This window comes from Thermoleptolyngbya sp. M55_K2018_002 (assembly GCF_015295965.1).
Classification (GTDB): Bacteria; Cyanobacteriota; Cyanobacteriia; order Elainellales; family Elainellaceae; genus Thermoleptolyngbya; species Thermoleptolyngbya sichuanensis.
The window spans coordinates 1-10,038 of the sequence record NZ_DVEA01000087.1; the positions used below are offsets into that span (position 1 = coordinate 1).

At 56.7% G+C, this 10,038-nt stretch carries 11 protein-coding genes; 6 read left to right on the top strand and 5 right to left on the bottom strand.

The features are described from left to right. Window positions 1-174: 174 nt before the first annotated feature. A complete protein-coding gene (locus IGS51_RS04345) occupies window positions 175-1,776 on the top strand; it encodes an AAA family ATPase (protein ID WP_297076392.1) in 1,602 nt (533 codons plus the stop codon). Between the two features lie 163 nt (window positions 1,777-1,939). After that, a complete protein-coding gene (locus tag IGS51_RS04350; RefSeq protein WP_172353897.1) occupies window positions 1,940-2,293 on the top strand; it encodes a DUF1257 domain-containing protein in 354 nt (117 codons plus the stop codon). A 136-nt stretch (window positions 2,294-2,429) separates the two neighbouring features. Here the strand turns inward: IGS51_RS04350 and IGS51_RS04355 are convergent, their stop codons facing one another. Continuing rightward, a complete protein-coding gene (locus tag IGS51_RS04355; RefSeq protein WP_297076395.1) occupies window positions 2,430-2,831 on the bottom strand; it encodes a VOC family protein in 402 nt (133 codons plus the stop codon). 210 nt (window positions 2,832-3,041) lie between these two features. Between IGS51_RS04355 and IGS51_RS04360 the strand changes: the two genes are divergently transcribed. Beyond that, window positions 3,042-3,353, top strand: coding sequence for a hypothetical protein (locus tag IGS51_RS04360; protein WP_297076397.1), 312 nt, complete (start codon window positions 3,042-3,044; stop codon window positions 3,351-3,353). A gap of 39 nt (window positions 3,354-3,392) precedes the next feature. Here the strand turns inward: IGS51_RS04360 and ruvC are convergent, their stop codons facing one another. The 3 genes from ruvC to IGS51_RS04375 all read right to left on the bottom strand — a co-directional run bounded on the left by ruvC (window position 3,393) and on the right by IGS51_RS04375 (window position 6,370). Beyond that, the gene (gene ruvC, locus IGS51_RS04365; protein ID WP_297076399.1) at window positions 3,393-3,881 is read right to left on the bottom strand and encodes a crossover junction endodeoxyribonuclease RuvC; all 489 of its coding nucleotides are present in this window, start codon (window positions 3,879-3,881) and stop codon (window positions 3,393-3,395) included. 131 nt (window positions 3,882-4,012) lie between these two features. Then, window positions 4,013-5,107, bottom strand: coding sequence for a magnesium chelatase ATPase subunit I (gene bchI / locus IGS51_RS04370; RefSeq protein WP_297076403.1), 1,095 nt, complete (start codon window positions 5,105-5,107; stop codon window positions 4,013-4,015). 135 nt (window positions 5,108-5,242) lie between these two features. Continuing rightward, window positions 5,243-6,370 carry a calcium/sodium antiporter gene (locus tag IGS51_RS04375; protein ID WP_297076406.1) on the bottom strand — a complete coding sequence of 376 codons (1,128 nt, stop codon included), beginning with the start codon at window positions 6,368-6,370 and terminating at the stop codon, window positions 5,243-5,245. A gap of 256 nt (window positions 6,371-6,626) precedes the next feature. Here IGS51_RS04375 and IGS51_RS04380 point away from each other — a divergent pair, with 256 nt between their 5' ends. Then, on the top strand, window positions 6,627-7,199 hold the full coding sequence (locus tag IGS51_RS04380) for a hypothetical protein (RefSeq protein ID WP_297076408.1): 573 nt from the start codon (window positions 6,627-6,629) through the stop codon (window positions 7,197-7,199). A gap of 38 nt (window positions 7,200-7,237) precedes the next feature. On the opposite strand, the gene IGS51_RS04385 is transcribed toward IGS51_RS04380, so the two are convergent. Further along, window positions 7,238-7,630 (bottom strand): helix-turn-helix domain-containing protein, encoded by a 393-nt coding sequence (locus tag IGS51_RS04385; RefSeq protein WP_172353905.1) that lies wholly within the window; start codon window positions 7,628-7,630, stop codon window positions 7,238-7,240. A 292-nt stretch (window positions 7,631-7,922) separates the two neighbouring features. On the opposite strand from IGS51_RS04385, the gene IGS51_RS04390 reads away from it, so the two are divergent. Together IGS51_RS04390 and cbiD are read left to right on the top strand one after the other, a co-directional pair. After that, window positions 7,923-8,504, top strand: coding sequence for a flavodoxin family protein (locus IGS51_RS04390; protein WP_297076411.1), 582 nt, complete (start codon window positions 7,923-7,925; stop codon window positions 8,502-8,504). 9 nt (window positions 8,505-8,513) lie between these two features. Further along, window positions 8,514-9,683, top strand: coding sequence for a cobalt-precorrin-5B (C(1))-methyltransferase CbiD (gene cbiD / locus IGS51_RS04395; protein WP_297076413.1), 1,170 nt, complete (start codon window positions 8,514-8,516; stop codon window positions 9,681-9,683). Window positions 9,684-10,038: the final 355 nt, after the last annotated feature.

The window sequence follows — 10,038 nt, forward strand, 5'->3', positions numbered from 1 at the left end:
AGTCAGTTGAAAATGGGCTTCGAGAGCAGTTTCTGGAAGCTTACGGGTTCGCATCCACTGGGGTCGGGCATCTATCAGGTTATCGGGTTACGTAAGGGCTGCTGAACTGCGGTTCGGCGATCGCATCATAATCAGTTTGCGGGTGTCCTCCACTGTCCATAGCAGGTTGACGACATGAGAGAAGAGCTAAACGTTTTAGTTCAAGCACAGTATCCTCTAATCTATCTCGTGACCTCTGAGGAAGAGCGGGCAGAGCAGACCATCGCGGCGATCGCCCAGATGAAGCCCCTGCGACGAGTCTTTATCTGGACCGTTACCCACGGCATTGTGGAGTTTGGCCAGCCGCGCAATATCACCCAGCACAATACCGTTTCCCCCGAAGCCGCAATCGAGTGGGTCATTCGTCAGCGAGAGCCAGGGATCTTTGTTTTCAAGGATCTGCACCCCTTCATCGACTCGCCTGCGGTGACCCGGTGGCTGAGAGATGCGATCGCCAGCTTTAAGGACACTCAGAAAACCATCCTGCTGATGTCCCCTGTTCAAAACATTCCGATCGAACTGGAGAAAGAGGTCGCTGTTTTAGACTTCCCGCTCCCCGACATGGCAGAGCTAAACCAAGTCTTGACGCATCAGTTGGATCAGTCTCGCCCTGCTCGGCGCATCTCCACTGAAACCCGCGAGAAGCTGCTGAAGGCTGCTCTAGGACTCACACGCGATGAAGCGGAGAAGGTCTATCGCAAGGCCCAAGTCGCCGCTGGCAAGCTGACCGAATCTGAGGTAGAAGTCGTCCTCTCAGAGAAGAAGCAGCTCATCCGTCGCAACGGCATTCTGGAATATCTCGAAGAAGACAGCACCATCGACTCGGTGGGCGGTCTGGAAGAACTCAAGTCCTGGTTGCGCCAGCGCTCCAACGCCTTTACAGAGCGGGCGCGGGAGTATGGACTGCCTCAGCCTAAGGGGATGCTGATTTTGGGCGTACCCGGTTGCGGTAAGTCGCTGATTGCCAAGACCACTTCTCGCCTGTGGGGACTGCCGCTGCTGCGTCTGGACATGGGTCGCGTTTATGACGGGTCTATGGTGGGGCGATCGGAAGCCAACCTGCGGAGTGCCCTAAAAACCGCCGAGTCTATCTCTCCCGCCATTCTATTCATCGACGAGCTAGATAAGTCCTTTGCGGGGAGCGCAGGGTCTGCCGACTCTGACGGCGGCACCTCCAGCCGTATTTTTGGAACCTTCTTGACCTGGATGCAGGAGAAGACTTCGCCTGTGTTCGTGATGGCAACGGCCAACCGAGTCGATCGGCTACCGGGTGAGTTCCTTCGCAAGGGTCGCTTTGACGAAATCTTTTTCGTCGATTTGCCCACGGCTGAGGAACGTAAGGATATCTTCCGCATCCACCTCTCCAAGCGGCGAAACGACATCTCCCGGTTTGACTTGGAGCAGTTGGCCAAGATTTCTGAAACCGAAGCAAGCGTCTCGATTACCGACCCCAACACGGGCGCGAGCCGTTCGGTCAATGTTGTGTGTGGGTTCTCTGGTGCAGAGATTGAGCAGGCGGTCGTGGCTGCGATGTACGAAGCCTTTGCTCAAGATCGAGAGTTCACTCAACTGGATATCATTGCTGCCGTCAAATCGACGCTTCCGCTGTCGAAGACGATGGCTGAGCAGGTAGTCGCCCTACGGGAATGGGCGAGGCAGCGCGCGCGACCTGCCGCCACTTCCATCGCTGAAGAGCGAAGCCGCGAAGAGGAGTATAAGCGGCTGGAGTGGAGCTAAACGGGCTTTCTCTCCTGCTCCCAACAGGAGGAAAGGCTAGCACATCGCTAGCAGTCTAATCGCTATAGCCGCTTCTGTTTGCCCTCCAAAGGCTGAGCCGGGCGGTACCTACCTACCAAAAAACGTTGTCTCTCTCAGTTTTCCCTACAGGAGGAAATCCGAAATGTCTCACTTTAGCACTCTGCGTACCAAAATCACCGATGCCGAAATCCTGAAGGCTTCTCTGCGGGATCTGGGCATCACGGTCAAGACCGAAGCTGATGTGCGCGGCTACAACGGTCAGCGCGTCCGCTCTGACATCGTTGCCGTTCTGGAAGGCGAGTATGATCTGGGCTGGTCTCGCAATGCCGATGGTTCCTTCGACCTGATCGCCGACCTCTGGGGCGTTGCCAAGAAGCACAACCAGACCGAGCTGATCAACTCCATCAACCAGAAGTATGCCGTCAACAAGACGCTGGCAGAAGTGAAGCGCCCCGGTCTGCAAAACGCCAACGTGAAGCTGGTGGTGCAAAAGTAGTTTCTTCGAGCGTTCCCAATTGACGGGTTAACCTGGAACGGGTTAGCCCGTTTTTTTGTATTTGCGCTTTTTGTTCACGCTGGGCGTATGGGGATTGCCCACGGGGGTCTATGCACAGTGGTCTATGCACAGCGGTCTATGCTTCGTATAGCTCTAGCGGCAGTCCGTCTGGGTCTTGAAAGAAGGTGAACCGCTTTTGGGTTAGCTCATCCACTCGGATCGGTTCGACGGAAATTCCTTGAGACTCCAGGTAGACAACGGAACGGTCGAGATCAGGGGTCGCAAAGGCTAGATGGCGCAGCCCGCAGGCCTCCGGGCGCGAGGGGCGAGGCGGCGGTGCAGGAAAGGAAAATAGCTCAATGCGATAGGCAGAAATTCCAGACTCGTCGGGAAGCGCCAAATCCAGCTTGTAGGACTGCCTTGCCGCACGGTAGGTTTCTTGCAAAACCTGGAAGCCCAGAATCTCGGTGTAGAAGTGTTTCGAGCGCTCGTAATCGGAGCAGATCAGGGCGATGTGGTGAAAGCCGGAAAGTTGCATCGGGAGTTATACAGGGAGTTGGCTGTATTAAGGTGCTATATCCAAATTTTCAGGGATGCTGTAGGGTATTTTGAAGCATGAATCTTGAGAGCAAAGTTTTGAACCGAATTTTGAGTGTTTTTGAGTCTTGCTGACGTTTTTTTAGCGCAAGCTGTTTAGCTCAAGCTGTTTAGCTCAAGTTGTTTAGCTCAAGCTGATTTCAGGATAGCTATGACAGAACGTATTCCCCGCTCCGTACATTACACCACGCTGAATCTATTGAAGGTTTTGGCGGCAAAGGGTGATCCGGATGCGATCGCCGCTCTCCAGCGTTCCGACGAAGCCGACATTGAAATTGTAGATGACGACAGTGAAGGGGAAATCCTGATCCAGGTGCAGGACGAAAGTTCTACCTACCTGATTACTGAGCATGGGGTCAGCAGGCTAGATAGCACGGGCGACCTGCTGGAGGTCTGGGGGATTAAGCCAGAGGATTTGAACCATCTTCAGGATGAAGATCCGAATATGTCGGATGAAGCGTAGTGCCTGCTTAGGTTTAGAGCGATCGCTTCGAGGCTGAACTCACCGCTGGAACCAGGCAGCAAGGGCGATCGCCAGCGCATCGGCTGCGTCGTCTGGCTTGGGGATGGTCGCCAGCGATAGCTCACGGGCCACCGCTTCCTGCACCGCGAGTTTGTCAGCGTTGCCATAGCCCGTGAGCGCTTGTTTGACTTGGGCGGGCGTGAATTCTACTACAGGTAGCTTGTGCTGTGCCAACACCAGTGCAATTACGCCCCGCGCTTGGGCAACCGCAATCGTATTACCCATGCGATAGAAAAACAGCTTTTCCAGGGCAATCAGGTCGGGTTTGACCGTATTCAGCAGGTCGTGCAGGTCGTCGAAGATGGTGCAAAGGCGATCGCCCATGTCGGTTCCCGCTGGGGTGCGAATCACGCCAAAATCCAGCACCTCCACTTGATCGGCAGACCGGAGGCCGAAACCCGACTCGCAGCGCAGCGCCCCAAAGCCGAGAGTCGCCAGGCCGGGGTCTAGCCCAAGGATGTGGGTCATGCGGGGGATAGGGGACGTGTCGATTTTGGATTTTAGATTTGCGATTTTGGATCGTTGGTCGGATTGTTAGTCCAAGGTTCTCTACAAGTTCTCTACAGGTTCTCCATAGGTTTCGCTAGCGGGAAGTTGCGCTAGCGGGCAACGGCCGCGCCGTTTTGGATGGCTTCTTCCGATAGCCCAAAGACCTGCCCAAAGACCTTATCGACCTTGTAGCCCGAATCAATCGACTCCAGCGGGTCTTTTCGCAGGCGGTGGCGCAGACAGAGGCCGATGACGCGGCGAATGTCCTGTTCGGTGACCTCGGTGCGACCTTCAAAAGCGGCGATCGCCTTCGAGGCGCGGTTGGTCACGATGTCGCCCCGCAGTCCATCCACATCTAGCTCAGCACAGACTTGAGAGATTTTTACCTTTAGCTCTCGGTTAATGGTCACCGACGACAGCCGCGCCTGGGCATCGACGATTTGCTTTTGCAGCGCGTCTTGCCGGGCTTGATGCTTTGCCAAAAACGCCTTCGGATTTTGGTCAAACTCGGAGCGCTGCTCCACGATATCCACCCGCAGCGAGGGATCTTTGACCGTGCGGATTTCTGCGTGCATTCCAAAGCGGTCGAGCAGTTGGGGCCGCAACTCGCCCTCTTCTGGGTTCCCCGACCCCACTAGCACAAACCGGGCTGGGTGGCGAACCGAAATACCCTCGCGCTCTACGGTGTTCCAGCCGGAAGCCGCTGAGTCCAGCAGCACGTCCACTAGGTGGTCGTCCAGCAGGTTCACCTCGTCTACGTATAAAATGCCGCGATTCGCCTTAGCCAAAAGCCCCGGCTCGAAGGCTTTCACGCCTTCTGACAGCGCCTTTTCGATGTCGATAGTGCCGCAAACGCGATCCTCCGTCGCCCCCAGTGGCAAATCGACCATAATCACTTTGCGATGGGACACGGGCAAGGTTTCACCCGCGCTGAGCCGCCGCCGCACGTCGTCGCTCATCAGGTCGGGGTCGGTGGGGGAACTGCCGAAGGGGTCATCGGCAACGACCTCAATTTCGGGCAGCAAGTCGGCCAGGGCACGAATGGTAGTGGTTTTGCCCGTGCCGCGATCGCCCATAATCATCACCCCGCCAATTTTGGGGTCGATCACGTTCAGCAGCAGGGCTAGCTTCATTTCTTCTTGCCCCACGATCGCCGTGAAGGGAAACACTGCCCGTTGGGGCATGGCTTGTGTTGCAGAAGTCATTTCAGAAAAACTCACGGAACCCCCTAACGGGTATTAACAGCAGTATTCTCCATTCTCTCACAGGCGGGGAAGGGAGACCCCAGAAGCGCTGCACGTTTTGCTGGAGGGCTGAGCAAGGTGGAACGAACCGATTAACTATCGGGTCGGCGGATCTTCGGCGGAGGAGATCTGCTGCTTGCGGTGGCGAGAGCAGCGGAGTTCGCGCAGGGTTACGACGGCAATCGTCAAAACCGTGATTGGCAGCACAAACCAGAACATGGCCTGGCTAAAGAGCGGCAGGATGTCGTGCTGGGTGGAGCGGAGAATGAGATACAGCGTGTAGGCGGCGTAGTATCCGATAAAAACTGCGCCTTCCCAGCGGGTAATCAGATTGCCTGTGAAAAAGATGGGTAGACAGGCGATCGCCACAGCCAGCATCACCAGCCCATCGAAGCGCAGCACCGCATCAGACACGGCCAAACCCGCTGGGGAAACGGCGGCCGAAAGGCCCAGCACGGCAAGAATATTGAAAATATTGCTGCCGACCACGTTGCCCACGGCAATGTCGCGTTCGCCCTTGAAGCTGGCGACGACGGAGGTGGCCAATTCGGGCAGAGACGTTCCCGCAGCCACAATCGTCAGGCCAATGACCAACTCGCTGACACCAATGGAGCGAGCAATGGTGATGGAGCTATCCACCAGCCAGCGGGAACCCAAGACCAGCAGCACCAGCCCACCCACAATGTAAGCCAGGTTAATCAGCCAGACTAGGGCGGCTGGGCGATCGCCCCGCTCTCCAGCGCCATACTGCTCGTATTCCTGCTGCACATCCAGGTTTTGCTCCTTGCGGCTCTGATAAATCAGAAAGATCGTGTAGGCGATCGCCCCAGCAAACAGCACCACGCCATCCGAGCGCCCAATTCGCCCATCCAGCCCAAACAGCAGCATCAGAAACGATACGCCAATCATGATCGGCACGTCCAGCCGAATCAACTGCTGAGCGACCACCAGCGGAGCCACCAGCGCCGACACGCCCAAGATCAGCAGCACGTTGAAAATATTGCTGCCGACCACGTTGCCCACTGCAATATCAGCCTGTCCTGCATAGCTCGATAGGATACTGACCGCCATCTCTGGGGAGCTAGTCCCGTAGGCAACAATGGTTAGCCCAATAACAAGTGGCGAAATTCCGGCGATCGCCGCCAGCTTGGATGCGCCGCGAACCAGTATCTCCGCCCCAACCACCAGCAGGACGAGGCCTGCTATCAGCATTGCAATGACCATTCGTTTTCGTTAAGCCGGGAAAAATTTAGAAAAATTTCAGAAACCTTTATTTTATCTCGGTATCACGCTGCTCATTACAGGGGCAATCTAGAAAATGAAGCCAAGCTCAGGCATCGAACCCACAAAACTCAGGTAATGAGGCAGCATTGCTGGGTGTCTTTTGCCTGAATGAGGTTCAATATTCACCTTCTCCAACCTTACTAAACCTATCATGACGATTCCTCCTCAGCAGGTTCATCCGACTCGGCCTCAGAGAATGACACCAGCTTCACGAATCAGGGCGATCGCCCTAGCTGCGGCTATTGGTGTGCTTGGGTCAGTCGGCGCAACGGTCGGGGTACGTCCGGCGATCGCCTGTGAGTATGGCAACTGGGTGGAACCCTCTAGAGAAACCCGGCGCTACGAAAACTCTCAGCTTGGGGTGGCATTTCAGATTCCTGCCAACTATCGCGCGATGGGACGGCAGGGCGGTCAGGCCAGCATTATGAACCCCACAAACTACGACTACATCCAGTGCATTACGCGATCAGGCTATGGAGAAGGCGGTTGGTTTGCGAGTGTGGAACTGAATGTGGATGGTGTTCCCACGGGCAGCCGGGGGCTAGAGCAAGCCATTCGAGCAAATCACACCTGGCTAGACTCGCAGATTCGTTTGGTGAATCAGGGCGGCAAGGAATTGGCAGTCTACATCTACACCGATCAGCATGACGAAATTGAAGTCGCCAACATTGCCTTTTTCACTCCCGATCGGCGGCGCATTGTCACGATCAGCGGACCACAGGATGATCCGGTGTTTCAGCGGGCGATCGCCACTTTGGAACTGCGATAGACCTGCGATCGCGTAGGCATTTCCAGCAATAGCATGGCTCAGTCCGCCTGGGGCACGTTCTCCGGGCGGGCATCGTAGCGATCGCGGGCGGCGGCGATTTCGGGGTGATGCGTTTCGGCCCAGGCGATGAGCTGCTGCACGGGGACTAAGAGCGATCGCCCCAATTCGCTCAGTTCATATTCCACACGCGGCGGCACCGAGGGATATACCCGGCGCGTAATGTAGCCGTCGCGCTCCAAATGTCGCAGGGTTTGGGTCAGCATCCGCTGCGACACATCGCCGATCGCCCGCTTGATGTCCATAAACCGCAGCTTGCCATCCGCCAGCGCACACAGGATCAGCAAACTCCACTTGTCGCCAATGCGATCCAGCACATCGCGCACGGGGCAAGATTCTGCTTCCTGGGGCGTGGTCGCAGTTACCCGCAGCATACTGACTTACCTCAAAGTGCTGTCTTGTTTCAGTCGGTATATCTGTTATACGCTAAAACTGAACTTGGTTACGAAATGAGACTAAGTATCGTCTGGTAATTGAATCTGGTTGGCATTTGGTTGGCCTCTGGTTGGCATTTGGTTGGCAGTTTGTCTCATTCCACCTGATCCATCCAACCTGATTTATCCAAGCTGATTCACCAACCCGATTCATACGCCATTTCTCAAAACTACTGAATCTCAAAACCACTGATCTCACAACCACTGAACAGACATTTCAAAGGACGCAGTTATGCCGACAGTTGCAGTTGTCTATTTTTCGGGTACGGGCCATACGAAGCTCATGGCAGAAGCAGTGGCGGCAGGGGCAAGCCAAGTTCCTGGCACCGAGGTCAAGCTGCTGCAAATTACGGGTGAGCAAATTGTCAACGGCCGCTGGCAAGATCCGGGCATTTTGGAAGAACTGAATCGCGCCGACGGCATCATCTTTGGGTCGCCGACCTACATGGGCGGCGTGGCGGCTCAGTTCAAGGCATTCGTGGATGCGGCCAGCACCGTGTGGGCCCAGCAGGGCTGGAAGGACAAAATCGCGGGCGGCTTTACCCACTCTGGCTCTCCCAGCGGCGACAAGCAGGGCACGCTGCTCTACCTCGCCATCAACGCTTCCCAACACAGCATGGTCTGGGTTGGCAATTCGGAAATGGGCTACAACAACGAGGGCGTGAATCGGCTGGGGTCGTTCCTGGGCGTGATGGGCTTTACAGTGCCCGACTTTTCGGGGCAGACCCCAGCGACCCTCGATGAGGGCGATCGCCTCACGTCCGAGCGCTACGGCCGCCGCATCGCCGAAGCCGTCCAGCGCTGGAAGCGTTAGCATTGGCGCATGACCGCGCCGTTTCCTAAGCCCCCTTCTTCGCGGGCAGGCTATACTCTGCCCGTGTTTGCCTGTGCGGGGGCGATCGCCGCGCTGCGCCACCTGCACGACGACCCGCCCTCGCCCCAGAGCGTCTCCCTCGACCTGATCAGCCCCGCCCAGACCGCCGAAATTCCCATTGAGCAAGTCGCCCGCCTGGGCCCCACCGCCGCCCTAGCCATCACCCGCAGCGACCCCGGCGACAATCTCGACCTAACCCGCAACACGCCGATCTGGAGCATCGTTGAGATCCAGCAGCGGGGATCAGGAGTCGGCAAGCAAGATTCTCCCCTCCCCGCCATCACCCTAGAGGGCGGCGAAGGACTCGGCCGCCAAGTCAACGCCGAGAATCAACCCGCCATCTATGCCTACGCCCGCACCCTGCTGCTGGGCAATCTGGAGCCGCTGCTGCGGCCAGGGGAGGTCATCGGCGTGACGATTGTGCTGCCGGAGGGGCGATCGCTCGCCACGCGCACCTCCAATGCTGCCTTTGGGGTCGTCGAGGGGCTATCGCTGCTGGGCACATCGGGCATTTCCCAGCCCCTCAGCGCACCGGGGCAACTGGAAGACTTTCGAGCGGCGCTGCGGCAAAAATCGGTGACCCATTCGGCGCTGGTGTTCTGCTTGGGGGAAAACGGGCTGGATCTAGCAAGCAAGCTGGGGATCGATCCCGGCTGCGTGGTGAAAACAGCAAACTGGCTGGGGCCGCTGCTGGTGGAGGCGGGAATGCAGGGGGTAGAATCCATCCTGCTGTTTGGCTATCATGGCAAGCTGATGAAGCTGGCAGGCGGCATTTTCCACACGCACCACCACGTTGCCGACGGGCGGCAGGAAATTTTTGCGGCGCATTGTGCGATCGCCGGCCTGCCCACGGCAGACGTGCAGCAGATCTTTGCCTGCGAAACGGCGGAGGCCGCGCTGAAGTATTTGCAAACCCTCGATGCGGACACCGGAAGCGACTGGGTGGGGCGTGTGTATGGGGCGATCGCCCAAACCATCGACCAGCGCTCATCGGTGTATATTCGCACCCACTGCGATCGCCCGGTGCGGGTGGGGTCAATCCTGTTTGGGCGCGATCGCCAGATCATTGCGAAAAGCGAATTAGGGTCTGCAATTTTGTCCCAGGTTTTGTTAAGCTAGCTGAAATATTAAAGTCAACTTTTGTTTATCTCGATACATTCTCTCGTCGGATCGGTCGCGCTGTTTCGCCCGTCCAGCGGACTGGGTTCCAGGTAGGTGCTGGATAGAGACGGCAACTGGCTCCAAGTTTGAACCGTCAAAATCCGACCTTCAGAATCTATTTATCTAAATTTTGGTTCGTCTGTGCGACGATGCTGGGCATTCCCCCCGCATTTCGCAGCGTTTACGGTTCATCTGGCAAACGGCTAATCTAGCCGCTGATCTAGCCTAATGATTGAGCGCGATCGCAGGGTGTATCCCAAATTTTGTAACCCTCACCCTAAATCCCTCTCCCAAAGCGGGAGAGGGACTTCCA

What these genes read in the sequence shown, in the direction of transcription:
- IGS51_RS04380 (WP_297076408.1), top strand. Translation starts at nt 6,627, where the DNA reads ATGACACCAGCTTCACGAATCAGGGCGATCGCCCTAGCTGCGGCTATT.
- ruvC (WP_297076399.1), bottom strand. Translation starts at nt 3,881, where the DNA reads ATGACCCACATCCTTGGGCTAGACCCCGGCCTGGCGACTCTCGGCTTT.
- IGS51_RS04385 (WP_172353905.1), bottom strand. Translation starts at nt 7,630, where the DNA reads ATGCTGCGGGTAACTGCGACCACGCCCCAGGAAGCAGAATCTTGCCCC.
- IGS51_RS04375 (WP_297076406.1), bottom strand. Translation starts at nt 6,370, where the DNA reads ATGGTCATTGCAATGCTGATAGCAGGCCTCGTCCTGCTGGTGGTTGGG.
- IGS51_RS04360 (WP_297076397.1), top strand. Translation starts at nt 3,042, where the DNA reads ATGACAGAACGTATTCCCCGCTCCGTACATTACACCACGCTGAATCTA.
- cbiD (WP_297076413.1), top strand. Translation starts at nt 8,514, where the DNA reads ATGACCGCGCCGTTTCCTAAGCCCCCTTCTTCGCGGGCAGGCTATACT.
- bchI (WP_297076403.1), bottom strand. Translation starts at nt 5,107, where the DNA reads ATGACTTCTGCAACACAAGCCATGCCCCAACGGGCAGTGTTTCCCTTC.
- IGS51_RS04350 (WP_172353897.1), top strand. Translation starts at nt 1,940, where the DNA reads ATGTCTCACTTTAGCACTCTGCGTACCAAAATCACCGATGCCGAAATC.
- IGS51_RS04355 (WP_297076395.1), bottom strand. Translation starts at nt 2,831, where the DNA reads ATGCAACTTTCCGGCTTTCACCACATCGCCCTGATCTGCTCCGATTAC.
- IGS51_RS04345 (WP_297076392.1), top strand. Translation starts at nt 175, where the DNA reads ATGAGAGAAGAGCTAAACGTTTTAGTTCAAGCACAGTATCCTCTAATC.
- IGS51_RS04390 (WP_297076411.1), top strand. Translation starts at nt 7,923, where the DNA reads ATGCCGACAGTTGCAGTTGTCTATTTTTCGGGTACGGGCCATACGAAG.